The organism is Variovorax sp. R-27, from assembly GCF_049913215.1.
In the GTDB taxonomy this organism is placed as follows: domain Bacteria; phylum Pseudomonadota; class Gammaproteobacteria; order Burkholderiales; family Burkholderiaceae_C; genus Variovorax.
This window is the reverse complement of the sequence record NZ_CP183984.1, coordinates 3827983-3853932: the sequence shown is the minus strand read 5'-3', so window position 1 is coordinate 3853932 and position 25950 is coordinate 3827983. Positions and strand designations below refer to the sequence as shown.

Genomic DNA, 25950 nt, shown 5'->3' with positions numbered 1-25950 from the left:
GCTTGTCGGCCACCGCCGACGCCGGGCCCTCCCTCATGTCCTCTTCCCGACTCTTCGTGCTGATCCCGTGTGCCGGCTCCGGCTATCGCGCGGGGCATGCGCAGTCCACGCAGCCCAAGCAGTACCGGCGCTTGGCCGGCCTGCCGATGGTGGCCCACACGCTGGAGGCCTTCCGCGCGCTGGCGGGGCGCTTCGCCGGGCTGGCGCTGGTGGTGTCGCCGGACGATCGAGACGTGGATGCGGTGCTGCCGCGCTTTCCCGCCGAGAACGAATACCTGCTGCGCGTGGGCGGCGTGACCCGCGCGGCCACGGTGCGCAACGGCCTCGTGGCGCTGCGGCAGAAGGGCGCCGGCGCACACGATTGGGTGCTGGTGCACGACGCGGCGCGCTGCCTCGTCACCTCGAGCCAGATCGAGGCGCTGATCGCGGCCTGCGAGCACGACGCCGTCGGTGGCCTGCTGGCGCAGCGGCTGGCGGACACGCTGAAGTCGTCGACCACCGAAAGCCGCGTGGCCCAGACCCTGCCGCGCGCCGACAAGTGGCTGGCGCAGACGCCGCAGATGTTCCGCATCGGCATGCTGCTCGATGCGCTGGAACGCACGGGCGACACGGTGACCGACGAGGCCGGCGCCATCGAGGCGGTCGGCTTGTCGCCGCTGTTGGTGCCAGGCAGCGCGCAGAACTTCAAGGTGACCTTTCCCGAAGACTTTGCGCTGGCCGAAGCAGTTCTGCTTGGCCGCAAGAAGGGCCTGGCATGACGAGCGCTTTCAATATCCGCGTGGGCGAGGGCTGGGACGTTCACCAGCTGGTGGCAGGGCGCAAGCTGATCCTGGGCGGCATCGAGGTGCCGCACACCACCGGCCTGCTGGGCCATTCGGATGCCGACGTGCTGCTGCACGCCATTACCGATGCGCTGCTGGGCGGCGCGGGGCTGGGTGACATCGGCCGGCATTTTCCGGATACCGACCCGCAGTTTCGCGGCGCCGATTCGTCGGTGCTGCTGGCCGAGGCGGCGCGCCGGGTGCGCGCGGCGGGCTGGGAGATCGGCAACGTCGACAGCACCGTGATCGCGCAGGCGCCCAAGCTCGCGCCGCACATTCCGCTCATGTGCCAGCGCATCGCCGACACGCTGGGCATTGCGCTCGGGCAAGTGAACGTGAAGGCGAAGACGGCCGAGAAGCTCGGTCCGGTGGGTGAGGGCCGCGCGATGGAGGCCCGCGCGGCCGTTCTCCTTCACCGCTGACGCGGCCGGATCAGGCCGGCTTCTTGCCGCCGCCCTGCGGCTCGCCGGGCTTGGCGCTGCCGGGTGGCATCGCGCGCGGCATCCGGATATGCGCCGCCAGGCCGCGGCCCGGCGTGCTGGTCAGCGCAAAGGTGCCGCCCATGCGTTCGATGTTCTTCGCCACGATCGACAGGCCCAGGCCCGCACCGGCGGCTGAGGTGCGCGCGGCATCGCCACGGAAGAAGGGCTTGGTCAGCTGCGAGAGCAGGGCGGGCTCGACACCCGCGCCGTGGTCGCGCACCTTGATGAGCACCGCGTCGTTGTTGGCCTGCGCCTGGATCGTCACGTCGGCCACGCCCGTGGAGGGCGACTTGCCGTAGCGCCGCGCGTTCTCGACCAGGTTGGAGATCACGCGGGTGAGCTCGACCTCGTCGCCCAGCACCCGCAGGTCGGGGGGCACCTCGACCTTGATGTTCATTTCCTCGTAGTCCTGTACGGCGTAGGTACAGGCGTCGACCACGTCGCGCAGCAGCACGGGGCGCGGATCGACATGGTCGGGCCGCGCGTAGTCGAGGAACTTGTCGATGATCGCGTCGAGTTGGGCGATGTCGGCGGCCATGTGGTCGCGCGCGTCTTCGTCGGCCACGCTCATTTCGGTTTCGAGCCGCAGCCGGGCCAGCGGCGTGCGCAAGTCGTGCGAGATGCCGGCCAGCATGATGGCGCGGTCCTGCTCGATCTTGGCGAGCTGGTCCGCCATCCGGTTGAAGCCGATATTGACCGCGCGAATCTCGTTGGTACGGGCGCGCTCGTCGAGCCGGTGCGCCTCGTACTCGCCCTCGCGCACCTGCATGGTCGCGCGCGACAGCTGCTTGAGCGGCAGGTTGATGAGCCGGGTGATCAGCGCCGCGCCAGCCAGCGACAGCGCCATGGCAGTGCTGAGCCACACCAGCCAGGTGCGCCCGCCCACGCGGCTGAAGCGCGTCGGGTCGAGTAGCAGCCAGTAGGTGTCGCTCTCGATGGTGAAGCCGATCCACAGGCCGGCTTCGTCGTTCACGCGGCTGGCCACCGTGGTGCCTTCGCCCAACTGGTCGATCAGCTCCTCGGTCACACGCAGGTCGAGCGCGCCGCTGGTGTAGGGCTGGAACCGGTCGTTGGGTTCGCGCGGCAGGATGCGCACGCCCTCCTGGTCGGCCAGCGTCTTGATCAGCGACACCCGGGTGATGGCGTCCGAATACACCAGCGCCGCGCGCGTGAGGTTCACGAGCGAGGCGATCTGGTGGGCGGTTTGAATGGCGCGCGGCTCGTATTCGAGCGAGCGGAAGGTCTGCAGCCAGGCGACGGTACAGCCGATCAGCAGCAGCGCCAGCAGGAAGAAAGTGCGCCAGAAAAGGCTGAAGCCCAGCTTGAGGCCGGGGCGTCGGTCACGTTGCGCGCTCGCTTCGAGCGGGCTCGGCATCGTGACCTGTGCGCCGTCCTCCTGAGCGGGGCCTGGTCTGGTGGATTGGCCGATGGCCACCTCTCAACGTGGCGTCAGGCCGTGCCGTCCGGCACGAACACGTAGCCCACGCCCCAGACGGTCTGGATGTAGCGCGGCGCTGCGGCGTCGGACTCGACCAGCTTGCGCAGGCGCGAGATCTGCACGTCCAGGCTGCGGTCGAAGGGCTCGAACTCGCGCCCGCGCGCCAGCTGGGCCAGCTTTTCGCGCGACAGCGGTTGACGCGGATGGCGCACCAGCGCCTTCAGCATCGCGAACTCGCCGGTGGTCAGCGAGAGCTCTTCGCCATCCTTTTTCAAGGTGCGCGAGCCGAGATCGAAGGCGAACGGGCCGAAAGTGACGGTCTCGTTCTCCGTGGAGGGGGCGCCCGGCGCTTCGAGCGGCGGACGGCGGCGCAGCACTGCGTGCACACGGGCCAGCAGTTCGCGCGGGTTGAAAGGCTTGCCGAGGTAGTCGTCTGCGCCGACTTCGAGACCGACGATGCGGTCCACGTCTTCGCCCTTGGCGGTGAGCATGATGATCGGCGTACGGTCGTTGGCGGCGCGCAGGCGTCGGCAGACCGAGAGGCCGTCTTCGCCGGGCATCATCAGGTCGAGCACGATCAGGTCGACCGTGTCGCGCAACAGGATGCGGTTGAGCGCCTTGCCGTCCTCGGCCACGATCACTTCAAAACCTTCCTGGGTCAGATAGCGGCGCAGGAGGTCGCGGATGCGGGCGTCGTCGTCGACGATCACGATCTTGTCGGTGCGAGCGGGAACTTGAGTCATTTCTACAACGATGAATTTGTAACAGGGCCGATTCTGAAGGCGTTGGGTGGTCGTTGAGCCGGATTTACTTATGGTTTGACACTAAGTTACAAAACTTGCGGACGCTCGCCGTCTGGTCATCTGACGTTAGCGCGGAGGTGGCAAAGTCGCTTTTCCTGATGACTTCCACTCAATGAGACGTCCTTTTTCAGCCCTCCCGTTCATCCTCGTTTTCGCCTGCGGCCCGTCGCTGGCGGTGTCTGGCGACTTTTTCAGGGTGGGCGAGGTGCGTCGCAGCGAGGTCCGTGACGCGGTGGCGGCCCATCGGGCCGCGCAGCGCGAGGAGGTTCGCCGCGAACAGGCGATCGCCGGCCGGCGTCTTACCGCCGCCGAACTGTTCGAGCTGCGGCAGCAGGTCCGCGGCCAATGGACCCCGCCCGCGGCGGGTGCTTTGATCAATTCGGCAGAATCGCAGCCGGCCGAGCGGATCGTGCCGGTGCCTCCGGCCGCGGACCGCCAGTCGCTGACCGCGCCGCGCAGCCAGCGCCGCTGACGCGCCGGCTGGCCTGCCTGCTAGCGCAGGCCTGTTTTTCACACCGACAAAAGGGAGTACTTCGCCTTGAAGAAAAAAATCAAACTGCTCGCGGCCTGCGCCGCCCTGGCCGCTGCCGGTAACGCACTGGCCCAGAATGTCGTCACACCCGCGCCACAGAACGTGTTGCAGCTGACGGCTTCCGGCACGATCGAAGTCCAGCAGGACATGCTGAGCATGACGCTCGTGACCACCCGCGACGCAACCGACGCAGCCACCGTGCAGACGCAACTGAAGGCTGCGCTCGACGCCGCACTGGCCGAAGCGAAGAAGAACGCGCAGGCGGGCCAGCTGGACGTGCGCACCGGCAACTTCAGCCTGTCGCCGCGCTACACGAAGGACGGCAAGATCAACGGCTGGCAGGGCTCGACCGAGCTGGTGCTCGAAGGCCGCGACTTCCCGCGCATCACCCAGACGGCCGGGCGCATCACCACGCTCAGCGTGGGCAACGTGGGCTTCGGCCTGAGCCGCGAGCAGCGCGCCAAGACCGAGACCGAGGCGCAGAACATCGCCATCGAGAACTTCAAGCAGAAGGCCGGTGAACTGGCCAAGGGCTTCGGCTTCGGTGGCTACACGCTGCGCGAGGTGTCGGTGAACGCGAGCGACAACGGCCCGATCCGTCCGCGCATGATGGCGGTGCAGGCCAAGTCGTTCTCGGCTGATTCGGCTGTGCCGGTCGAGGCCGGCAAGACCAGCGTGGTGGTGAGCGTGTCGGGCTCGGTGCAGCTCAAATAAGAGAAACCCGTACCGGCGGGCTACCCTTTACTGGGCAGTCCATCCGCCGTCCATGGCCCAGGCAACGCCCCGGACCTGGTCGGCTGCCGGCGAGCACAGGAAGACGGCGAGGCCGCCCAGTTGCTCGACCGTGGTGAACTGCAGCGAAGGCTGCTTTTCGCCCAGCAGGTCGTTTTGTGCCTGTGCGGCTGTGATGCCTTCTCGCGCTGCGCGGTCGTCGATCTGCTTCTGCACCAGCTGGGTCAGCACCCAGCCCGGGCAAATTGCATTGGCGGTGACGCCGGTGGTCGCGGTTTCGAGCGCGACCGACTTGGTCAGGCCGACGATGCCGTGCTTGGCCGCCACATAGGCCGACTTCTGCGCCGACGCCACGAGGCCATGGGCCGACGCGATGTTGATGACGCGGCCCCAGTTGGCCTCGCGCATCGCGGGAATTGCCAGGCGCGTCGTATGAAAGGCGCTGGTGAGGTTGATTGCGATGATGGCGTCCCAACGTTCGGTGGGAAAGTCTTCGACCTTGGCCACATGCTGGATGCCGGCATTGTTCACGAGGACGTCGACGCGGCCGAATTTCGAAGCGGCGAAGCTCATCATGTCTTCGATCTGGTCGGGCTTGCTCATGTCGGCGCCGTGGTACTCGGCGCGCACGCCGAGCGCTTCGATCTCGGCCTTGGGGGCTTGGGCATCGCCGAAGCCGTTGAGCACGATGTTTGCTCCTTGTTGAGCGAGAGCCTTGGCGATGGCGAGGCCAATGCCGCTGGTGGACCCCGTGACAAGCGCGGTTTTGCCTTTGAGCATGAAGATCAATCTCCGGATGAATTAGGATGCGACGAGACAATTATCCGCACCAGGACGACTTCGTTTTCATGACCGAACCGACGCTTCATTACGTGGCGTGCGACGACGCCCAGGGCGGCCATCGCATGGCCTATTGGCAATGGGGCGACGCGCGCAGTGCGCATGTCGTGATCTGCGTGCACGGGCTGACCCGGCAGGGTCGCGATTTCGACCTGCTGGCGCAAGCCATCGTTGCGCGCGCCAAAGGCAATGTGCGCGTGGTCTGCCCTGACGTGGTGGGCCGTGGGCGCAGCGACTGGTTGCGTGATCCGGCCTTTTATCAAGTGCCGGTGTATGCGGCCGACATGGTCGCGCTGATTGCGCAACTGCATCGCGAGCAGGCCATCGACACGCTCGACTACCTGGGCACCAGCATGGGCGGGCTGATCGGCTTCGTGCTTGCAGGCCACAAGGAACTGCCGCTGGCGCGGCCTATCCGCCGCTTCATTGCGAACGATGTCGGCCCGACGATCGAGCCGGCCGCGGTGCAGCGCATCGGTGCCTATGTAGGAAAGAACGGCAGCTACGAGAGCGTGCAGGCGGCGGCTGATGCCATGTGGGCGCTGTCGACCACCTTCGGCCCGCACACTCCGGCCCAGTGGCTGGCACTGTCGCAACACATGGTGGTGCCTGCCTCGCAGCGCACGGCCGACGGTTCGGCCAAGGTCGAAGCGGGCAGTGATGATGAAGGCTCCTGGCTGCTTCACTACGATCCGGCCATCGGCGTCGCGCTGCGCGCCATCACCCCCGAGGCTGCGGCACAGGGTGGCGCGATCATGTGGAGCTTGTACGACGCGATCGAGGCGCGCACGCTCATCACTCGCGGCGCTGTGTCGGATCTGCTCTCGCGCGAAACTGCCCTGGCCATGACGAAGCGCGGCCCGCATGCCAAGCTGGTCGAGTTCGAGGGCGTGGGCCATGCGCCGACCTTTGTCGACCCCGCACAGATCGCTGCCGTCACCGACTTCCTTTTCGACTGAGTGATTGAGTGAACGAAGCGTGAAGCGCGATTCTTCGAGCCTCCAGACGGCACCCATGTCCGACGCGGCCATGGTCGACTACCCGTTGTCCGCCGCAACGGCCGACCGCACGCCGGTGATGGAGAACATGCTGGCGCGCGCGCGTGCGTTCGCCGAGCCGCTGATCGCCGATGAAAAGCTCGACACGGGCGAGAACACGCTCGCACACGCCGACGCGGTGGCCACCATCGTCGCGAAGATGGGCGGCTCCGAGGCCATGCAGGCGGCGAGCTACCTGGTCTATTCGTGCCAGCACCTGAACCGCCCGCAGGAAGTGATCGCCAAGGTGTTCGGCGACAACTTCGCAGCGCTCGCGGTCGAGACGACCAAGCTGGTGCGTGTGCAGGAGCAGGCCCGCTCGGCTTCGCAGGGGCATCACGTCGAAGGCGCCGGTGCGCAGACCGAGAACGTGCGCAAGATGCTGCTGGCGTTCTCGCGCGACCTGCGCGTGGTGATGCTGCGGCTGGCCTCGCGCCTGCAGACGCTGCGGCATGCGGCTGCGAGCAAGCGGCCCGCACCCGAGGGCGTTGCGCGCGAGTCGCTGCAGGTGTTTGCGCCACTGGCCAACCGGCTGGGCATCTGGCAGGTGAAGTGGGAGATCGAAGATCTCTCGTTTCGCTTCCTCGAACCTGAAACCTACAAGCTGATCGCGCGCCTGCTCGACGAAAAGCGTATCGAGCGCGAAGGGCACGTCGAGCAATTGCGCTCGCAGCTGGAGAGCGAGCTGCAGGCCGAAGGCGTCAAGGCTGCGGTGCAGGGGCGGCCGAAGAACATCTACAGCATCGTCAAGAAGATGCGCGGCAAGTCGCTCGACTTCGAGCAGGTCTTCGACATCCTCGCGCTGCGCGTGGTGGTGCCTGACGTCAAGGACTGCTATGCGGCCCTGGCGTGGGTGCACTCGCATTTCCAGCCGATCGACGAAGAGTTCGACGACTACATCGCGCGGCCCAAGCCCAATGGCTACCAGTCGCTGCACACGGTGGTGCGCGAGTTGGTGGATGGCAAGGCAGGCAAGCCGATCGAGATCCAGATCCGCACCGAAGAGATGCACGACCACGCCGAGCATGGCGTGGCGGCGCACTGGGCCTACAAGGAAGCGGGCCACAAGGGCTATGCGGGCGTGTGGGCCAGCGGCGAGTACGACGCGAAGATCGCGGTGCTGCGGCAACTGCTGGCGTGGGAGCGCGATCTTTCGGGTGGCCTGCAGGGGCAGGGGCTGTTCGATGACCGCATCTATGTGCTGACGCCCGATGCTGCCATCGTCGAACTGCCGCAGGGTGCGACGCCAGTCGACTTTGCCTATACCGTGCACACCACGCTGGGCCATCGCTGCCGCGGGGCGCGTGTCGATGGCGCGATGGTGCCGTTGAACACGCCGCTGTCGAACGGGCAGACGGTCGAGATCATCGCGGCCAAGGAGGGCGGGCCTTCACGCGACTGGCTCAATGCCGAGCTGGGCTACCTGGCCAGTCATCGTGCACGCGCGAAGGTGCGTGCATGGTTCAACGCACAGATCACGCACGAGACCGTGGCGCGCGGACGCGAAGCGGTCGAGAAGCTGCTGCAGCGTGAAGGCAAGACGGCCGTGCGGCTTGAAGACCTGGCGTCGCAGCTGGGCTTCAAGTCGGCGGACCATCTGTTCGAAGTGGTGGGCAAGGACGAATTCTCGCTGCGCAACATCGAGACGCTGCTGCGCCCACCGGAGCCCGCGCCGGGGCCCGACGACGGCGTGCTCATCAAGAAGGCGCGCGGCAGCGAGAAGTCGGGCAAGGGCGGCGTGCTCGTGGTGGGCGTGTCTTCGTTGATGACCCAGCTTGCCAAGTGCTGCAAGCCTGCGCCGCCCGATGCCATTCGCGGCTTCGTCACGCGAGGCCATGGTGTCAGCGTGCACCGCAGCGATTGCAGCAACTTCCGCACGATGGCTGCGAAGGATGTCGAGCGCGTCATCGACGTGGAGTGGGGCGTCGCGAAGAAGGGCGCCGACGCGCCCGTGTATGCGGTGGACGTGGCTGTGGAAGCTGCCGACCGTCAGGGCCTGCTGCGCGATATCTCCGATGTGTTCGCACGCGAGAAGATGAACGTGATCGGCGTGCAGACGCAGTCGATCAAGGGCACGGCGTGGATGACGTTCACCGTTGAAATCGCGGATGCCGCGCGGCTCACGCAGGTTCTTGGCATGGTCACGGCAGTGATTGGTGTGCGATCTGCACGTCGTCGCTGAAAAGCACGTTTTCTCCTGCTACAATAGCTGCTTCTCGGACACATCCTTAGGCGCGTAGCTCAGCTGGTTAGAGCACCACCTTGACATGGTGGGGGTCGTTGGTTCGAGTCCAATCGCGCCTACCAATTTCTGCTTCAGTCCCGGCCAACCACCGGATCAGCTGACAGAGCATGCACCGGGTTCCCCGGTGCACATATCGTCCCTTGTGGTGATGCAGGCAAAGACCTTGGCCATGTTGTTGTGCTACCTTGGCTGCTCTGCAATTCCATTCCACTTTTCTTGATAAGCGATCAGATGAATACGCGATCAACGCCTGTTGATCGGGCTCATGCCGACAAGCGCCTGGCCGCACTGTTGAGGCAGGCTCCTCTTGAGTTTGCGCGTGCTGTCTACGGCATCAACGACTATGCAGGTGGGCGCACCGACACCATGGCGGCACGCGAGGTGGCGCGTGCGCAACGCCAGGGCATTCCTCTGACCGAAGAGCGCGCCGAGCAACGCGCTCGCGCATATCTGCCGACCGTGGGACAAGAACATTGCCCGCGCTGCTGGGTTGTCTACGGGCAGAAAACCCCGCTGCGGTTTCGGGAGGCCGACGAAGAGCGACCCGAGACGGCTGCCTGCCATGCATGCGGCGCGGAGTACGCGACATCGCCGGATTGAGGAAAGTGCCGCGTCTGGTCAGGGTAAACCTTGTCGCGGCGCAGCAAAACCGCTCCCTAGAATCATCCGATGACATGGGCGTCCATGTGAAGGAGTCCGCAGTGCAGAGCAAGAAGTCCGGGGTCAAGCCGGTACAGCGTGTGATCAAGAAGTACCCCAACCGAAGGCTCTACGACACCGAGACATCCACGTACATCACGCTGACCGAGGTGAAGCAACTGGTCATCCAGAGTGCCCAGTTCGTGGTGCGCGATGCCAAGACCGGCGACGACCTCACGCGCAGCATCCTGCTGCAGATCATTCTCGAAGAAGAGGCGGGCGGTGCGCCGATGTTCACCGAGCAGGTGCTGGCCAACATCATCCGTTTCTACGGGCAGGCGATGCAGGGCTACATGGGCCCGTACCTCGAGAAGAACATCCAGGCCATGACAGAGGTGCAGGCGCAGCTGGCGGAAAAGGCCGAAGGCCTGACGCCCGAGATGTGGTCGCGCTTCATGACCATGCAGTCGCCGATGCTGCAGGGGCTGATGGGCAATTACGTCGAGCAATCGAAGAACGTTTTCCTGCAAATGCAGGAGCAGATGCAGAAAAACACCGAGCAGGTACTGGGGGCCTTTGGCATTAAGCGGCCCTGAATGTCCTGCCGTCACCGATAGCTGGGACAATAGAGGCATATGAGCGAAGTTGCCTCCCCCGAACGTACGGCCACGCCGACCGCCCCCAAGGTCGGTTTCGTGAGCCTGGGCTGCCCCAAGGCCCTGACCGATTCCGAACTGATCCTGACCCAGCTGAGTGCCGAGGGTTATCAAACCGCCAAGACTTTCGAAGGTGCCGATCTGGTGATCGTCAACACCTGCGGCTTCATCGACGATGCCGTGAAGGAGAGCCTGGACACCATTGGCGAAGCGCTGGCTGAAAACGGCCGTGTGATCGTCACCGGCTGTCTGGGCGCCAAGACCGGCGACCAGGGCGGCAATCTGGTGCGCCAGATGCACCCGAGCGTGCTGGCCGTGACCGGCCCGCACGCCACGCAGGAGGTGATGGATGCGGTGCATGCGAACCTGCCGAAGCCGCACGATCCCTTCATCGACCTGGTGCCGAATACTTTCGGTGTCGCCGGCCTCAAGCTGACGCCGCGCCACTATGCCTACCTGAAGATCAGCGAGGGCTGCAACCACCGCTGCACCTTCTGCATCATTCCCTCGATGCGCGGCGACCTCGTGTCGCGGCCGGTCGGCGATGTGTTGAGCGAGGCCAAGGCCTTGTTCGAAGGCGGCGTGAAAGAGCTGCTGGTGATCAGCCAGGACACCTCGGCCTACGGCGTCGACGTGAAATACCGCACCGGGTTCTGGGACGGCAAGCCGGTCAAGACCCGCATGCTCGAACTGGTGCGCACGCTGGGCGAAATCGCCGAGCCATATGGCGCCTGGGTTCGCCTGCACTATGTGTATCCGTACCCGAGCGTTGACGAGATCATTCCGTTGATGGCGAGCGGTCAGGTGCTGCCGTATCTCGACGTGCCCTTGCAGCACAGCCATCCCGATGTGCTGAAGCGCATGAAGCGCCCGGCCAGCGGCGAGAAGAATCTGGAGCGGCTGGCGCGCTGGCGCGAGGTGTGTCCGGAACTCGTGATCCGCAGCACCTTCATCGCCGGGTTCCCCGGCGAGACGGAACAGGAATTCGAGCATCTGCTCGACTTCATCCGTGAAGCCGAGATCGACCGCGCCGGTTGCTTTGCCTACAGCCCGGTCCAAGGCGCCACCGCCAACGACATTCCGGGCATGCTGCCCGAAGCCGAGCGCGAGGCGCGCCGCGCGCGTTTCATGGAGGTGGCCGAGGCGGTGTCGATCGCCAAGCTGCAAAGGCGCGTCGGCTCGACGATGCAGGTGCTGGTCGATTCGGCGCCGGGCATGGGCCGCAAGGGCGGGGTGGGGCGCACGTATGCCGATGCGCCGGAAATCGACGGCACGGTTCGCCTGCTGCCGCCCGAGAAGATCAGCAAGACGCTGAAGGTGGGTGAGTTCACCCGCGCGCGCATCGTGGGTGCCGAGGGCCACGACCTGATCGCATTGCCTGTTTGATGCGGATTCGAATGGACAAGAAAAAAGCCACCGGAGGCCGGTGGCTTGAATCGAATGACCTGGTAAGGGTCTGCTTGAATTTGGTGCCCAGAAGAGGACTCGAACCTCCACGATGTTACTCGCTAGTACCTGAAACTAGTGCGTCTACCAATTCCGCCATCTGGGCTTGTTCTGCTTTTCAGCAAAGACTACGAGTATACACAATTTGGCCCGGCAATTCCGTCGTCTCGAAGCGTGTGGAGAAGCTCCAGCGTCTGCTTGGCCTCGCTTGTGAAGGCTGCATCGAGCGTTTGATGCAAATTCAAACGGCCATGAAAAAAGCCACCGGAGGCCGGTGGCTTGAATCGAATGACCTGGTAAAGGTCTGTTTAAACTTGGTGCCCAGAAGAGGACTCGAACCTCCACGATGTTACTCGCTAGTACCTGAAACTAGTGCGTCTACCAATTCCGCCATCTGGGCCCACAGAGCTGCCGAAGCAGCAATGTTTTGAATTTCAGGAAAGAAGGAGATCATATCAAAAATAATGTCACTTCCAGCGGCTTGCTGGATGAATTCGAAGGAACTGTTCAAGGACATCGCGATGGGCACGGCTTCGTGCAGCGCGACGACGGTGAAGCAGACATCTACCTGCCGCCGAACGAAATGCGCGCGGTGTTGCACAAGGACCGCGTCAAGGCGCGTGTCGTGCGTCAGGACCGCCGCGGTCGCCCCGAAGGGCGCGTGGTGGAAATCGTCGAGCGTCCCGAGCAGCCCATCATCGGCCGCCTGTTGCACGAAGGCGGCATCTGGCTCGTTGCACCGGAAGACAAGCGCTACGGCCAGGACGTCCTGATTCCCAAGGGCGCAACCGGTCCCGCGAAGGTGGGGCAGGTGGTTGTCGTGCAACTCACCGAGCCGCCGGCTCTGTTCGGCCAGCCCGTTGGCCGCGTGAAAGAAGTGCTGGGCGAGATCGACGACCCCGGCATGGAGATCGAGATCGCCGTGCGCAAGTACGGCGTGCCGCACGAGTTTTCCGCGGAGTGCCTGGCCGAAGCCAAGGCATTGCCAGAGAAGGTCCGTCCCGCCGACAAGAAGGGGCGCGTCGACCTCACCGATATTCCGCTCGTCACCATCGACGGTGAAGACGCGCGCGACTTCGACGACGCCGTGTACTGCGAACCCGCGAAGGTGGGCCGCGGCAAGGGCTGGCGCCTGCTGGTTGCCATCGCCGATGTCAGCGCCTATGTGCAGACCGGCTCGGGCATCGACATCGACGCCTACGACCGCGCCACCAGCGTGTACTTTCCGCGCCGCGTGATTCCGATGCTGCCCGAGAAGCTGTCGAACGGCCTGTGCTCGCTCAACCCCGAGGTCGAGCGCCTGTGCATGGTGTGCGACATGCTGGTCGCGGCCGACGGCGAGATCTACGCGTACCAGTTCTATCCGGCCGTGATGTTCAGCCATGCGCGCTTCACGTACACCGAGGTGGCTGCCATCCTCGGCAACACGCGGGGTCCCGAAGCTGCCAAGCGCAAGGATCGCGTCAAGGACCTGCTGAACCTAGCCGACGTCTACAAGGCGCTGCTCAAGCAGCGCGGCAAGCGTGGCGCGGTCGACTTCGAAACCACCGAGACGCAGATCATCTGCGACGACGCCGGCCGCATCGAAAAGATCGTGCCGCGCACGCGCAACGAGGCGCACCGCCTGATCGAAGAGGCAATGCTCGCGGCCAACGTCTGCAGCGCCGACTTCATCGCCGAAGGCAAGCACCCGGGCCTGTACCGCGTGCACGAAGGCCCGACGCCCGAGAAGAAGGAAATCCTGCGCGGCTACCTGAAGGCGATGGGTGTCGGCCTGAGCATCACCGACGATCCCAAGCCGGGCGAGTTCCAGGCCATTGCCGATGCGACCAAGGAGCGCCCCGACGCGCAGCAGATCCACACCATGCTGCTGCGCTCGATGCAGCAGGCGATCTACACGCCGATCAACAGCGGCCACTTCGGCCTGGCCTACGAGGCCTACACGCACTTCACGAGCCCGATCCGGCGCTATCCGGACCTGCTGGTGCACCGCGTGATCAAGGCGATCCTGTCGAAGACGCGCTACCAGCTGCCGATGCTGCCCACGCCCGGCGAGGCGCATGCCAAGTTGGCCAAGCGGCTCGCGTCGCGCGTGAAAGCGCCAACCAGCAAGCCGCAGAAGGCCACTGTCGCTCCCACCAAGGAAGTGCTGGCATGGGAAGCCGCAGGCCTGCATTGCAGCGCCAACGAACGCCGCGCCGACGAGGCCAGCCGCGACGTCGAGGCCTGGCTCAAGTGCAAGTACATGCGCGAGCACCTCGGCGAGGAATACGGCGGCGTGGTCACTGCGGCCACCACCTTCGGCATCTTCGTCACGCTCGACGCGATGTACGTCGAGGGCCTGGTGCACATCACCGAGCTCGGCGGCGAGTACTTCAAGTTCGACGAGATGCGCCAGGAGCTGCGCGGCGAGCGCACCGGCATCCGCTATGCCATCGGCACGCGGGTGCGGGTGCAGGTGAGCCGCGTCGACCTGGACGGCCGCAAGATCGACTTCCGCCTCGTGCGCGAAGGCGAAGAGCTCACGGCCCGCGCCATGAAGGACAAGGGTGCGGCATCATCGGGCGTGCCGGTCAAGGCCTCGGCCAAGCGCAGCACGCGTCACAAGGCTGAGGCTGGCAACGCCGAGTCGCGCGCAGAGCGCGGCACCTCGGCCACGGCCGGGCCGCAGTCGGCGATGCAGGCCTTCAAGTCGGCGGTCAAGAAGGCCGCCAACAAGATGAAGGGGCGCAAGCCGCGCCGCTGAAGCAAGCCTCGCACGTCGCACGAACCATCGACAAACCGAAAAGAGAAAGAGACAGACAGCATGAGCGCTGAAGACAACAAGGGCCGCATCGCCATCGTCACGGGTGCGGGTTCCGGCATCGGCCGCGCCGCCGCGCTGGCGCTGCTGGGTGACGGCTGGAGCGTGGTTCTGGCGGGGCGCCGCCTGGAGCCGCTGGAGCAGGTGGCGCAAGAATCGGGCGCCGGTGCGCGCGCTTTCGCGGTGTCGACCGACGTGTCCAATGCGGACTCGGTGCAGGCCCTGTTCGCCGCCACCGTCGAGCGGTTCGGTCGCGTCGACCTGCTGTTCAACAACGCCGGCGTGGGCAACCCGCCGGGCCCGTTCGAAGACTGGACGCCCGAGCAATGGCAAGGTGTGGTCGACATCAACCTGACCGGCATGTTCTTCTGTATCCAGCAGGCGTTCCGCACAATGAAGGCGCAGACGCCGATGGGCGGCCGCATCATCAACAACGGCTCCATCTCGGCCACCGCGCCACGGCCGAACTCGGCCGCCTACACGGCGACCAAGCACGCGGTCGAAGGGCTGACCAAGACCGCGTCGCTCGACGGCCGCAAGTACGACATCGCCGTGGGGCAAGTGGACGTGGGCAACGCCATGACCGAACTGGCCGCGCGCATGGCCAAGGGCGTGCCGCAGGCCAGCGGTGAACTCGCGATCGAGCCGCTGATCGACGTCAAGATCGTGGGCCAGTCGGTGCTCTACATGGCGAACCTGCCGCTGGAGGCCAACGTGCTGTTCCACACCATCATGGCGACGAAGATGCCCTTCGTCGGGCGCGGCTAAAAAGCTCGCGTCAGGCGGGCGTGCGGCGGGCCAGCGTGCCTGCCGTGAGCGGGGCCGCATCGGCCGGCCATGTGTCGGCGATGTGGCCGTGCTGCCAGACGGCTTCGCGCGCTGCTTCGAAAGCCGGCTGGCGCATGGCCAGCGCCGTGCCGATCATGCCGGCCAGCACGTCGCCGGTGCCTGCAGTCGCGAGGCTGGCATTGCCGGTCAAGTTGATGACTGGCAGGGTGTCGGCGGCGCCGGCAATGACGGTGCCCGAACCCTTGAGCACAACCACGACACCGAAGCGTGCGGCGAGTTGGTGGGCGGCGGTCAGCCTGTCGGCTTGGACATCGCCGACGGTGCAACCCAGCAGGCGTGCAGCCTCCAGCGGATGTGGCGTGATCACGGTGGGCGATCCGCTTTTTCCCCGGGACGTCAGCTGTGCTTGCAGCGCGCCATCGGTTGCGATGGCGTTGAGCGCGTCGGCATCGAGCACCAAAGCGGCCGCCGTCGAGAGCACGCGCGGCAGCAGTTCTTGCACCGCCTCTCCACCGCCGCAGCCGCACACCGCCGTCATGCCTGACAGGTCGAGCGTTCGGGCGTCGCGCAGCATCAGTTCGGGTTGCGCGGTGTCGACGGGGGCCGCGCTCGGGTCGAGCAAGCCGACGAACACGCGTCCCGCGCCGCCATGCAGTGCCGCCGAGCCGGCCAGCAAGGCGGCGCCCGCCATGCCGGACGCTCCGCCGATCACCGCGACATCGCCGTAGCTACCCTTGTGCGAGGCATGGGTGCGCGGCTGTGCATCGGGTGCTCCGGCGATTCGGGCCAGGGGTTGATCCTTGAACGCGCTGCAACCCAGATCGTCGAACCACACCGTGCCCGCCGCATCACGGCCCTGGGCTGTGAACAGGCCAGGCTTCAATGAAAGAAAGGTGATGCAGGTGCGGGCCGATGCTTGCGCGTGGTCGATGCCGTGGGGCAGGGTGCCGGTGTCCGCATTCAAGCCCGATGGCACGTCGACGCAGAGCACGGGTTGGCCGCTCGTATGCATCTTCGCCAGCCACTCGGCCATCGTGCCTTCGGGCCGCCGCGTCGATCCGATGCCGAGCAGCGCGTCGATGGCCAGTTCGTAGGCCGAAGGCGGCGTCGATGCAAAAGTGACGCCCGCATCGCGGGCACGCTGCAGCGAAGCCTTGGCGTCCGGCGGCAAGCGGCTTTCATCTCCCAGGAACGTGACGACCGGAAAGAAGCCCCGGTGACGCAGCTGCGCGGCCGCCTCGAAACCATCGCCGCCGTTGTTTCCCGGCCCGCAAGCCACCCAGATCGTCCGCGCATGCGGCGCAATCGCCATCGCGAGCCGCGCTACCGCAAGGCCGGCGCGCCGCATCAGCGTGTGGGCGGGCAGGGCGGCCGCCGCGGCATGCTCGATTCGGCGCGTGGCGGCGATGTCGAACAACTCGGCAGCGGTGGCGGAGGTGATGCGTTGCATCGGCGCATTGTGCCGCCGCGCTGTCTCCCTATCATCCGGGGATGAGCTTCAAAGGCGTCGGTTGGCTGCTTGTCCTGCTTTTCGCAGCGCTTGTCTTTTTCCTCGCTGCGACGATGGCGTGGATTGCAGGGCTGGGATGGGTTCTGGGCCTGTTGTGCGCCGTATGGGGCGTCTTCCTGCTGGCAGAGCTGAAGCGGTGGGTGTCTCTGCGGGACGTGGCCTGGGCCGCCAATGTCGGCTTCGGCTGCAGCGTGATCCGGTGGTTCGACGTCCCGGGTGAAACTGCTTCCGGCCTGATGAGTCTGGCCCTGCTGGGTGCCGCTGCGCTGTGCCTGATTTTCTTTGCGCTGCTCAGCCCCGGACTGCTGGGATGGATTGCGAGCAGGCTTCGCCCACCGCCGGAGCCCGCGCTGCCTGTAGAGCAGCCGGCGAGCCCCGAGGCCCTGCGCCGGTGGGGTCCTAAAGACTGAGCCGTTCGACCCCGAGTCCTTCGAGGTCGATGCCCGGGTCCTGTCCAGCAATCAGGTCGCCCAGCACGCGCGCGCTGCCGCACGACAGCGCCCAGCCGCTCGATCCATGGCCGAGGTTGAGCCACACGCCGGGAATGCCGCTGGCACCCAGCACCGGTGGGCCGTCCGGCAGCATCGGCCGTGCGCCTTTCCATTGCTGGACGCCGGACTGCAGCGTTGCCGCACCCGGGAACCAGTCGTGCAGCACCTTGTAGAGCGTTTGCACCGCGGCCGGGTTCATCGTGTCGAGCGAGCCGCCGATCTCGGCGCTGCCAGCCACCCGCACGCGTTGGCCCAGGCGGGAGATGGCGACCTTGTAGCGTTCGTCCATCACCGCGCTGCGCGGCGCGTTGAGCGGCTCGCGGATCGGCGCGCTCACCGAATGGCCGTAGACCGGGGCCATCGGGATGCGCAGGCCCAGCGGCCGCAGCAGCGCGGCCGAAGCCAGGCCGGCGCACACCACGACTGCGTCGTAGCGCACGGGGTCGGAGCCGCTCGCCAGCGACAGCGAGGTGGGTGCCGCGCGGCTCAGCGGCGCGATGTCGCAGTTGAAATGAAACTGCGCGCCGAACGACTCGGCCTCCCATTTGAGCAGCAGCGCGAACTGGCGGCAGTTGGCCACTTCGTCTTCGGGCAGGTGGATGGCGCCTGCCAGCGGGGTATCGGGGTTGAGGGCGGGCTCGATCAGCCGGGTCTCGTCGGCGTCGATTTCCTTGAAGACGCTGCCCGCCGAGCGCAGCACCTCCAGCCCGGCCTGCACCAGTTTCTTGTCGCGCTTGGAACGCAGCAGCACCAGGTAGCCGTCGCTGCGTTCGTAGCTGAGCTCGCGCGCCTCGGTCACCTCGTGCAGCCGGTTGCGGCTGTAGAAGGCCAGGCGCTGCATGCGGGCGCGGTTGGCCAGGTAGGTTTCGAGCTTGCAGGCTTTCTGCCAACGCGACAGCCAGCCGAGATCGCGCGAGCCCAGCGGCCAGCGCAGCTTGATGGCGCCGTGCGAGGACAGCAGCGAGCGCAGCACCTTGCCGCGCATGCCGGGGGCGGCCCACGGCGTGACGTACCCGGGAGCGACCACGCCGGCGTTGGCGAAGCTGGCTTCTTCTGCGGCGGCGCCCCTGCGCTCGAACACGGTCACTTCATGGCCGTCGGAAACCAGTTCCCAGGCGGTGGTGACGCCGATGATGCCGGCGCCCACGATCGCGATTTTCATTGAATGTTCTGAATAAGAGAGATGGCTGACGCCCGTGAGGTGGGCAATGTCAGCTGTTAATTTTGCAGTGCGCGCTCGGTCTGGAGCGCCACTGCAAGCACCGCGTCGTCGTGCAGCGCGGCATGCCACAGCATCAGGCCAACCGGCAGTTCGCCGTCGGCGTGGCAGGGCAGCGAGATCGCGCAGCCGTCGAGCATATTGATGATCGACGGGTTGCGCAGCAGCAATGCATTGACGCGGAAGAATTCGTCGTCGCGCTCGGCGCCCGGCGCCACGCTGGCGATGGACGGTGCGGTGATCGGCACTGTCGGCGACAGCACGGCGTCGAACGGGGCGAGCGCGGTTTCGACTCGGGCGATCCAGTCGCGACGGGCATTGATCAGGTCGATGTATTCATGCGCCTTCATCGTGGCGCCGCGCAGGATGCGTTGGGCCACGCGCGGGTCGTAGCCTGCACCGCTGCGCTCCAGCAACAGGCGGTGCCAGGCGTGCGACTCGGCGGCGGAGAAGCCGCCGGTGGCGTTGATGGTGGCCAACTCGGCGAGTTCGGGCAGTTCGATTTCCACGATGCGGGCGCCGGCTGCGCGGAGCGCCTTCAGCGAGCGCTCGAAGGCGGCGGCCACGGCGGGCTCGATGCCGTCGAAGAAGATGTTCTTCGCCACGGCCAGCCTGTAGGCGGCCAGAGGGGCGTTGCCGGCGGTCACTCGCCGGGCCGCGAGGATCTCGTGCGCGGTGATGGCGTCGCGAACCGAGCGCGTCATGGCGCAGACAGTGTCCAGAGTGGTCGAGAGCGGCAGCGCGCCGTCGGCGGGCGTCAGCCGGGCCGTGTTCTTGAAGCCGACGATGCCATTCAGCGCCGCCGGGATGCGGATCGAGCCGCCGGTGTCGGAGCCCAGGCCGATGAACGCGGCCCCGCTGGCCACCGAGATCGCGGCGCCGGACGACGAGCCGCCCGGAACGCGCGGCGTAGCGGCGTCGCTCACGTTGGCCGGCGTGCCATGGTGAGGGTTGATGCCAACGCCCGAGAAAGCGAATTCCGTCATGTTGGTGCGGCCGGTCAGCACGCCGCCCGCGGCGCGCAGCCGCGCCACGGCGAAGGCGTCGGCCCTGGCGGCTGGTCCATGGGCCAGGACCACGGAGCCGGCGGGCGTTGGCTGGCCTTCGATGTCGAACAGGTCCTTGGCGGTGAAGGCGAGGCCCGAAAGCCGGCTGTCGGGGTTCGACCCGGCGGCAGCCTGCCGGGCCTCGTCGAACATGGTGCGGGTGAAGACGTGCGCGCAGACTGGGGACTGGGCGATGCCGATGGCGCGCTCCATTTCGGTGCGTGCATCGGAGCCACCTGCCAGAAGGTCGAGACGGGTGGCGTGAAGGTCGTTCATGAGAGGAGGCAGAGGCTGTGCGAGCAGCTCGGGTTCAGGGAGGAGGGGCGACGGCCGTGCTATACTCTTTGGGTTTCGCTGGCTGAGCGACGGCTCCCGTTGCACCCAGTCAAACACATCCGCAAACCGGCCCAATCAAGGTGTTGTGACTCCATTCAAAAAGAGCACAAAACGGGCTGGATTTTAGACCCAACCTTTGGAGTAATTTCAATGTCTACCACCATGCGCGAAATGCTGGAAGCAGGTGTCCATTTCGGTCACCAAACCCGCTTCTGGAACCCCAAGATGGCCCCGTACATCTTCGGCCATCGCAACAAGATTCACATCATCAACCTGGAAAAGTCGCTCCCGATGTTCCAGGACGCGATGAAGTACGCCAAGCAACTCACCGCGAACCGCGGCACGATCCTGATGGTCGGCACGAAGCGCCAGGCCCGTGAAATCGTGGCGGCAGAAGCCCGTCGCGCCGGCGTGCCCTTCGTCGATACCCGCTGGCTCGGCGGCATGCTGACCAACTTCAAGACCGTCAAGACCTCGATCAAGCGTCTGAAGGACATGAAGGCCCAGCAGGAAGCCGGCCTCGACTCGCTGAGCAAGAAGGAGCAACTGACCTTCTCGCGCGAAATCGAGAAGCTCGAAAAGGACATCGGCGGCATCCAGGACATGGCCGCGCTGCCCGACGCCATCTTCGTGATCGACGTGGGCTTCCACAAGATCGCCGTGGCCGAAGCCAAGAAGCTCGGCATTCCGCTGATCGGCGTGGTTGACTCCAACCACTCGCCCGAAGGCATCGATTACGTGATCCCTGGCAACGACGACTCGTCGAAGGCTGTCACGCTGTACGCCCGCGGCATCGCCGACGCGATCATCGAAGGCCGCAACAGCGCCACCGGTGACGTGGTCAAGGCCATCGCCGAAGGCAATGGCGACGAATTCGTCGAAGTCGAAGAAGGCGCTTCGGCCTGATTGGCGCGCCTGCGAGCCTGAAGAAGGGGCTTTGGTGCCCCTTTTTTTTAACCTGATTTTTGGATTTACGGAGATACCACAAATGGCTGCAATCACCGCAAGCATGGTCGGCGAACTGCGCGCAAAGACCGACGCGCCGATGATGGAGTGCAAGAAGGCCCTGACGGAGGCCGACGGCAACATGGAAAAGGCCGAAGAGCTGCTGCGCATCAAGCTCGGCAACAAGGCTGGCAAGGCATCGGGCCGCATCACCGCTGAAGGCGTGGTCACGGCTTTCGTCGACGGCGCTGCCGGCGGCATGATCGAAATCAACTGCGAAACCGACTTCGTCACCAAGAACGACAGCTTCCTGGCCCTGGCCAACGCCGCCGCCATGCTGGTCGCGAAGTACAACCCCGCGGACATCGCTGCGCTGGGCGCACTCGCCTATGAGCAAGACGGCTTCGGTCCCACGCTCGAAGACGTGCGCAAGGGTCTGATCGGCAAGATCGGCGAGAACATGAGCTTCCGCCGCTTCAAGCACTTCGCTGGCAACGGCAAGCTGGCTTCGTACCTGCACGGCACGCGCATCGGCGTGATGGTCGAGTTCGAAGGCGACGACACGTCGGCCAAGGACGTGGCGATGCACATCGCCGCCATGAAGCCGGTCGCCATCCAGGCATCGGACGTGCCTGCCGACCTGATCGAAAAAGAGCGCGCAGTTGCCAAGGGCAAGGCCGACGAAGACCGCAAGACCGCCGAAGCCGAGGGCAAGAAGCCGCAGCCGGACGACATCGTTGCCAAGCGCATCGAAGGCGGCGTGCAGAAGTTCCTCAAGGAAGTCTCGCTGCACAACCAGCCGTTCGTGAAGAACGACAAGCAGACCGTCGAGCAGATGCTCAAGGCCGCCAGCACCACGATCAAGGGCTTCACCCTTTACGTGGTCGGCGAAGGCATTGAGAAGAAAGTTGACGACTTCGCAGCCGAGGTGGCCGCGCAAGTTGCAGCGGCCAAGGCTGCTGCTTAAGCCTTTAAGGCTCAACGGCGGTGCGCCCACGCGCGCCGCCGTTTTTTCATCGCTACGTTTTACACTCGTCCCAGTCCAACCAAAGGAAATTGCCCATGTCTGATGCCCGCCCAGCCCACAAGCGAATCTTGTTGAAGCTGTCGGGAGAGGCGTTGATGGGCGATGACGCCTTCGGCATCAACCGCGCGACCATCGTGCGAATGGTGCAGGAGGTGGCCGAGGTCGTGAACATGGGCGTGCAGGTGGCGGTCGTGATCGGTGGAGGCAACATCTTCCGCGGCGTCGCGGGGGGCTCGGTCGGCATGGACCGCGCCACGGCCGACTACATGGGCATGCTGGCCACGGTCATGAACTCGCTGGCGCTGGCCGATGCAATGGACAAACAGGGCCTCGTGGCTCGTGTGATGTCCGCCATTGCCATCGAGCAGGTGGTCGAGCCCTATGTGCGCCCCAAGGCCCTGCAGTACCTCGAAGAGGGCAAGGTTGTGGTGTTCGCAGCCGGCACGGGTAACCCGTTCTTCACCACCGACACGGCAGCTGCGCTGCGCGGTGCCGAGATCGGTGCCGAACTGGTGCTCAAGGCGACCAAGGTCGACGGCGTCTACACCGCCGATCCCAAGACCAACCCCGACGCAACGCGCTATGTCTCGCTCAGCTTCGACGAGGCGATCGCAAAAAATCTCGGCATCATGGACGCCACGGCCTTTGCGCTGTGCCGCGACCAGAAGCTGCCGATCAAGGTGTTCTCGATTCTCAAGAACGGCGCTTTCAAGCGCGTCGTCATGGGCGAGGACGAGGGCACGCTGGTGCATGCCTAGGAGTATTTGAGATGACCATTGCAGATATCCGCAATGCGACCGACGCGAAGATGAATCAGTCGCTCGCCGCATTCCAGAACAACCTTACGAAGATCCGTACCGGCCGCGCCAACTCTGCGCTGCTCGACTCGATCCATGTCGAGTACTACGGCTCGCAGGTGCCGTTGAGCCAGGTGGCCAATGTGTCGGTGCTCGATTCGCGCACCATCAGCGTCCAGCCTTGGGAAAAGGGCATGGGCGCCAAGATCGAGAAGGCCATCCGCGAAAGCGACCTGGGCCTGAACCCCGCCTCCATGGGCGACCTGATCCGCGTGCCGCTGCCCGCCATGAGCGAAGAGCGCCGCAAGGAAATGACCAAGCTGGTCCGCAACGAAGGCGAAACCGCCAAGGTCGCCACGCGTAACCTGCGCCGCGATGCGAACGAGTCGGTCAAGAAGCTGGTCAAGGACAAGCTGGCGTCGGAAGACGACCAGAAGCGCGCCGAGGCCGAGATCCAGAAGGTCACCGACCGCCACATCGCGGAAATCGACCGCCTGGTCGCGGCCAAGGAAGCGGAGATCATGGCCGTTTGAGGCCTGTCATGGCCTCTTCAGCGCCACGCATTCCCCACCACGTTGCCATCGTCATGGATGGCAACGGCCGTTGGGCCACGCGGCGCTTCCTGCCCCGCGTCGCGGGGCACAAGCAGGGCGTCGAATCGCTGCGCCGCTGCGTCAGGGCCTGTGCCGACCGCGGCGTGGGCGTACTCACGGTGTTCGCGTTCTCGTCCGAGAACTGGAACCGTCCCGTCGAGGAAGTCTCCGGCCTCATGGACCTGATGGTCGGTGCACTGGCCCGCGAGGTGCCCAAGCTCAGCGCCGATGGCGTGCGGCTGCATTTCGTCGGCGAGCGGGCCGGCCTGTCGCCGAAGATGGTGAAGGGCCTGGTCGATGCCGAGGAAGCCACGGCGCACAACACACGCATGGTGCTCAACGTCTGCTTCAACTACGGCGGCCGCTGGGACATCGCGCAGGCCGCCGCCAGGCTGGTGGCGCAGGGCGATGCGATCACCGAGGCGAGCCTCGACCGCGCCATGGCCCTGGCCCATGTGCCCGACCCCGACCTGTTCATCCGCACGGGCGGCGAGCAACGGTTGTCCAACTTCCTGCTCTGGCAGAGTGCCTACGCCGAGCTTTTCTTCAGCGACAAGCTGTGGCCCGAATTCGACGAAGCTGCGCTGGACGAGGCCATTGCCGCGTTCCAGGGCCGTGAGCGGCGCTTCGGCCAAACCTCGGCACAGGTCAAGACCGCCACGGCCTGAGGGCCTGACAACTTCCCGCATGCTCAAACAACGCATCCTCACGGCGATCGTGCTGCTCGCGATCCTGCTGCCAGCGCTGTTCTATCGAAACTACATCCCCTTCGCCTGCGTCATGCTGGTGTTGATCGGCGCTGGCGCCTGGGAGTGGGGGCGTCTGAATGGATACGGCCAGCGGCTGTCGGTGTTTCTCGGCGTTGAAACGGTGGTGCTGTGCGCGCTGTCCTGGTGGCTGGGGCTGCTGGAGCAGCCGTTGGTCTTGATGTGGACCCTGGCCAGTGCGGCCTGGGTTCTGGGCGGCGCAGCGCTGCTGCGAGTGGCGGTGCCGGGCTGGCCCCGCATTCCGCGTGGGCTGCGGCTGGTCGGCGGTTTGCTGGCGCTATGGGTGGCATGGCTCGCTGCAGTGCAGGCACGCATGATCGGCATCAACTTCCTGCTGTCGATCCTGGTGCTGGTGTGGGTGGCCGACGTGTTCGCCTATTTCGCCGGCCGCGCTTTCGGCCTGAAGTTCACCCGCAACAAGCTCGCGCCCGCGATCAGTCCCGGCAAGAGCTGGGAAGGCGTGTGGGGCGGAATGATCGGCGTGGTGGTGCTGGCCTTTGCCTGGGTCTGGGCCGACAAGGCCACGGGCGCGACCGTGGCCAGCCTCTATACCCGCCTCAACGAGCGTGGCTGGTGGCTTTTGCTGCTCGCCGCGCTGTTCCTCGCGGCCATGAGCGTCGTGGGTGACCTCGTCGAATCTCTCATCAAGCGCAGCGCCGGCGCCAAGGACAGCAGCCGGCTGCTGCCCGGCCACGGCGGCGTCCTCGACCGCGTGGATGCCCTCTTGCCGGCGCTTCCCATTGCCATGATGCTGGCTTTCCTGTGAACACACCCAGAAGACAACGCGTCACGGTGCTTGGCTCGACCGGTTCGGTCGGCGTGAGCACGCTCGACGTCATTTCGCGGCACCCCGAGCGTTTCGAGGTGTTTGCCCTTTCGGCGGCTACCAAGGTCGACGAGTTGCTGGCGCAGTGCGCTCAGTTCTCGCCCCGGTTCGCCGTGATGGCCAGTGCGCCGCATGCTGCGTTGCTGGCTGAAAAGTTGAAGCAGAACAGCCTGAAAACGGTTGTTCTGGCGAGCGATGATGCTCTCGAAACGATAGCGTCTCACGACGAAGTCGATGCTGTGATGGCCGCCATCGTCGGTGCGGCGGGCCTTGGCCCTTGCCTGGCCGCCGCGCGCGCTGGCAAGCGGCTGCTGCTGGCCAACAAGGAAGCGCTGGTCGTCGGCGGCGAACTCTTCATGCGTACCGTGCGCGAAGGCGGCGCGACGTTGCTGCCTATCGACAGCGAGCATTCGGCCATCTTCCAGTCGCTGCCTGAAGACCCGTCCACCTGGGCGCGGCGTATCGACAAGATCATCCTGACCGCATCGGGTGGCCCGTTCCGTACTCGTGCGCCGGAAACCCTGGGTACGGTGACGCCCGAACAGGCCTGCGCCCATCCGAACTGGGTCATGGGCCGCAAGATTTCGGTCGACTCGGCCACCATGATGAACAAGGCCCTCGAAGTGATCGAGGCGCGTCACCTGTTCGGCGTCGCGCCTGATCAGATCGAGGTCGTGATCCATCCGCAGAGCGTGGTGCACTCGATGGTGCAGTTCACCGATGCTTCGGTCATCGCCCAGCTCGGTACGCCCGACATGCGGGTGCCGATCGCGGTGGGCCTGGCTTGGCCTGAGCGCATCGAGAGCGGTGCTGCGCGGCTCGACTTCCGCCAGATGGCCTCGCTGACCTTCGATGCGCCCGACGCGGCGCTCTTTCCCGGACTGGGCCTGGCATGGCATGCACTGCGCGCCGCGCCGGGCACGACGGCGGTGCTCAATGCTGCCAACGAGGTCGCAGTTGAAGCTTTCCTGAACCGCCGCCTGCGTTTTGATTGCATACATGCGGTCAACATGGAAACTTTGGAAAGGGTCGCCCCCTCCAAGCCGGCATCGCTGGCCGACCTGCTGGCGATCGATGCCAGCGCCCGTGCGGCGGCCAATGCCGCGGCGCTGCGTTTCGCAGCCTGACCT

General features: G+C 65.6%; 25 protein-coding genes and 3 tRNA genes. 20 read left to right on the top strand and 8 right to left on the bottom strand.

Annotation, left to right across the window (positions count from 1 at the left end; genetic code table 11):
* Positions 1–35: 35 nt before the first annotated feature.
* Both ispD and ispF read left to right on the top strand, forming a co-directional pair.
* A complete protein-coding gene (gene ispD / locus ACN9MV_RS18060; RefSeq protein WP_093176353.1) occupies positions 36–758 on the top strand; it encodes a 2-C-methyl-D-erythritol 4-phosphate cytidylyltransferase in 723 nt (240 codons plus the stop codon).
* Positions 755–1243 (top strand): 2-C-methyl-D-erythritol 2,4-cyclodiphosphate synthase, encoded by a 489-nt coding sequence (gene ispF, locus ACN9MV_RS18055; RefSeq protein ID WP_307615153.1) that lies wholly within the window; start codon positions 755–757, stop codon positions 1241–1243. The genes ispD and ispF overlap by 4 nt, the downstream gene beginning before the upstream one ends.
* Before the next feature lie 10 nt (positions 1244–1253).
* Here ispF and ACN9MV_RS18050 read toward each other — a convergent pair whose 3' ends face one another.
* On the bottom strand, positions 1254–2678 hold the full coding sequence (locus tag ACN9MV_RS18050) for a sensor histidine kinase (RefSeq protein ID WP_093056528.1): 1425 nt from the start codon (positions 2676–2678) through the stop codon (positions 1254–1256).
* Between the two features lie 74 nt (positions 2679–2752).
* Entirely contained in the window at positions 2753–3484 is a 732-nt protein-coding gene (gene ompR, locus ACN9MV_RS18045; RefSeq protein ID WP_007837017.1) for a two-component system response regulator OmpR, read from the bottom strand.
* A 172-nt stretch (positions 3485–3656) separates the two neighbouring features.
* Between ompR and ACN9MV_RS18040 the strand changes: the two genes are divergently transcribed.
* Both ACN9MV_RS18040 and ACN9MV_RS18035 read left to right on the top strand, forming a co-directional pair.
* On the top strand, positions 3657–4016 hold the full coding sequence (locus tag ACN9MV_RS18040; RefSeq protein WP_093056529.1) for a hypothetical protein: 360 nt from the start codon (positions 3657–3659) through the stop codon (positions 4014–4016).
* A gap of 66 nt (positions 4017–4082) precedes the next feature.
* Positions 4083–4790, top strand: coding sequence for an SIMPL domain-containing protein (locus tag ACN9MV_RS18035; protein ID WP_093073855.1), 708 nt, complete (start codon positions 4083–4085; stop codon positions 4788–4790).
* A gap of 27 nt (positions 4791–4817) precedes the next feature.
* On the opposite strand, the gene ACN9MV_RS18030 is transcribed toward ACN9MV_RS18035, so the two are convergent.
* Positions 4818–5588, bottom strand: coding sequence for a 3-hydroxybutyrate dehydrogenase (locus ACN9MV_RS18030; RefSeq protein ID WP_093075152.1), 771 nt, complete (start codon positions 5586–5588; stop codon positions 4818–4820).
* 26 nt (positions 5589–5614) lie between these two features.
* Here ACN9MV_RS18030 and ACN9MV_RS18025 point away from each other — a divergent pair, with 26 nt between their 5' ends.
* The 6 genes from ACN9MV_RS18025 (at position 5615) to rimO (ending at position 11611) form a co-directional block, all read left to right on the top strand.
* Positions 5615–6607, top strand: a complete 993-nt coding sequence (locus ACN9MV_RS18025) for an alpha/beta fold hydrolase (RefSeq protein WP_426388842.1) — start codon at positions 5615–5617, stop codon at positions 6605–6607.
* Between the two features lie 55 nt (positions 6608–6662).
* Positions 6663–8867 carry a RelA/SpoT family protein gene (locus ACN9MV_RS18020; RefSeq protein WP_426388841.1) on the top strand — a complete coding sequence of 735 codons (2205 nt, stop codon included), beginning with the start codon at positions 6663–6665 and terminating at the stop codon, positions 8865–8867.
* Positions 8868–8915: 48 nt separating this feature from the next.
* Positions 8916–8992, top strand: a tRNA-Val gene (locus ACN9MV_RS18015).
* Positions 8993–9161: 169 nt separating this feature from the next.
* Positions 9162–9530 (top strand): hypothetical protein, encoded by a 369-nt coding sequence (locus tag ACN9MV_RS18010; protein WP_426388840.1) that lies wholly within the window; start codon positions 9162–9164, stop codon positions 9528–9530.
* A 74-nt stretch (positions 9531–9604) separates the two neighbouring features.
* Complete coding sequence (gene phaR, locus ACN9MV_RS18005) at positions 9605–10165, top strand: polyhydroxyalkanoate synthesis repressor PhaR (RefSeq protein WP_093073861.1); 561 nt, start codon at positions 9605–9607, stop codon at positions 10163–10165.
* A gap of 39 nt (positions 10166–10204) precedes the next feature.
* A complete protein-coding gene (rimO, locus tag ACN9MV_RS18000) occupies positions 10205–11611 on the top strand; it encodes a 30S ribosomal protein S12 methylthiotransferase RimO (RefSeq protein ID WP_097199129.1) in 1407 nt (468 codons plus the stop codon).
* A gap of 81 nt (positions 11612–11692) precedes the next feature.
* On the opposite strand, the gene ACN9MV_RS17995 is transcribed toward rimO, so the two are convergent.
* Positions 11693–11777 (bottom strand) — tRNA-Leu (locus tag ACN9MV_RS17995).
* Between the two features lie 209 nt (positions 11778–11986).
* Positions 11987–12071, bottom strand: a tRNA-Leu gene (locus ACN9MV_RS17990).
* An 81-nt stretch (positions 12072–12152) separates the two neighbouring features.
* Between ACN9MV_RS17990 and rnr the strand changes: the two genes are divergently transcribed.
* Together rnr and ACN9MV_RS17980 are read left to right on the top strand one after the other, a co-directional pair.
* Positions 12153–14417: a ribonuclease R gene (gene rnr, locus ACN9MV_RS17985; protein ID WP_371127550.1), complete on the top strand. Its 2265-nt coding sequence runs from the start codon at positions 12153–12155 to the stop codon at positions 14415–14417.
* A 60-nt stretch (positions 14418–14477) separates the two neighbouring features.
* Positions 14478–15242, top strand: coding sequence for an SDR family oxidoreductase (locus ACN9MV_RS17980; protein WP_426388839.1), 765 nt, complete (start codon positions 14478–14480; stop codon positions 15240–15242).
* 10 nt (positions 15243–15252) lie between these two features.
* On the opposite strand, the gene ACN9MV_RS17975 is transcribed toward ACN9MV_RS17980, so the two are convergent.
* Positions 15253–16713: an NAD(P)H-hydrate dehydratase gene (locus ACN9MV_RS17975; RefSeq protein WP_426388838.1), complete on the bottom strand. Its 1461-nt coding sequence runs from the start codon at positions 16711–16713 to the stop codon at positions 15253–15255.
* Positions 16714–16754: 41 nt separating this feature from the next.
* Here ACN9MV_RS17975 and ACN9MV_RS17970 point away from each other — a divergent pair, with 41 nt between their 5' ends.
* The gene (locus ACN9MV_RS17970) at positions 16755–17183 is read left to right on the top strand and encodes a hypothetical protein (protein ID WP_426388837.1); all 429 of its coding nucleotides are present in this window, start codon (positions 16755–16757) and stop codon (positions 17181–17183) included.
* Here the strand turns inward: ACN9MV_RS17970 and ACN9MV_RS17965 are convergent.
* Positions 17173–18426 carry a D-amino acid dehydrogenase gene (locus ACN9MV_RS17965; RefSeq protein WP_426388836.1) on the bottom strand — a complete coding sequence of 418 codons (1254 nt, stop codon included), beginning with the start codon at positions 18424–18426 and terminating at the stop codon, positions 17173–17175. The two genes, ACN9MV_RS17970 and ACN9MV_RS17965, sit on opposite strands and share 11 nt — an antisense overlap.
* Before the next feature lie 56 nt (positions 18427–18482).
* Positions 18483–19805: an amidase gene (locus ACN9MV_RS17960; protein WP_426388835.1), complete on the bottom strand. Its 1323-nt coding sequence runs from the start codon at positions 19803–19805 to the stop codon at positions 18483–18485.
* Positions 19806–20015: 210 nt separating this feature from the next.
* Here ACN9MV_RS17960 and rpsB point away from each other — a divergent pair, with 210 nt between their 5' ends.
* From rpsB to ispC, 7 genes are all read left to right on the top strand, one after another.
* Positions 20016–20771, top strand: a complete 756-nt coding sequence (rpsB, locus tag ACN9MV_RS17955; RefSeq protein ID WP_093056541.1) for a 30S ribosomal protein S2 — start codon at positions 20016–20018, stop codon at positions 20769–20771.
* An 82-nt stretch (positions 20772–20853) separates the two neighbouring features.
* Positions 20854–21777, top strand: coding sequence for a translation elongation factor Ts (tsf, locus tag ACN9MV_RS17950; RefSeq protein ID WP_426388834.1), 924 nt, complete (start codon positions 20854–20856; stop codon positions 21775–21777).
* A gap of 95 nt (positions 21778–21872) precedes the next feature.
* Complete coding sequence (gene pyrH, locus ACN9MV_RS17945; protein WP_093056543.1) at positions 21873–22595, top strand: UMP kinase; 723 nt, start codon at positions 21873–21875, stop codon at positions 22593–22595.
* A gap of 11 nt (positions 22596–22606) precedes the next feature.
* Positions 22607–23167, top strand: coding sequence for a ribosome recycling factor (gene frr, locus ACN9MV_RS17940; protein ID WP_093056544.1), 561 nt, complete (start codon positions 22607–22609; stop codon positions 23165–23167).
* Positions 23168–23175: 8 nt separating this feature from the next.
* Positions 23176–23895 carry a polyprenyl diphosphate synthase gene (gene uppS, locus ACN9MV_RS17935; RefSeq protein WP_093056545.1) on the top strand — a complete coding sequence of 240 codons (720 nt, stop codon included), beginning with the start codon at positions 23176–23178 and terminating at the stop codon, positions 23893–23895.
* A gap of 19 nt (positions 23896–23914) precedes the next feature.
* Positions 23915–24760, top strand: coding sequence for a phosphatidate cytidylyltransferase (locus ACN9MV_RS17930; RefSeq protein ID WP_093056546.1), 846 nt, complete (start codon positions 23915–23917; stop codon positions 24758–24760).
* Positions 24757–25947: a 1-deoxy-D-xylulose-5-phosphate reductoisomerase gene (ispC, locus tag ACN9MV_RS17925; RefSeq protein ID WP_093175738.1), complete on the top strand. Its 1191-nt coding sequence runs from the start codon at positions 24757–24759 to the stop codon at positions 25945–25947. Before ACN9MV_RS17930 ends, ispC begins: the two co-directional genes overlap by 4 nt.
* Positions 25948–25950 lie beyond the last annotated feature (3 nt).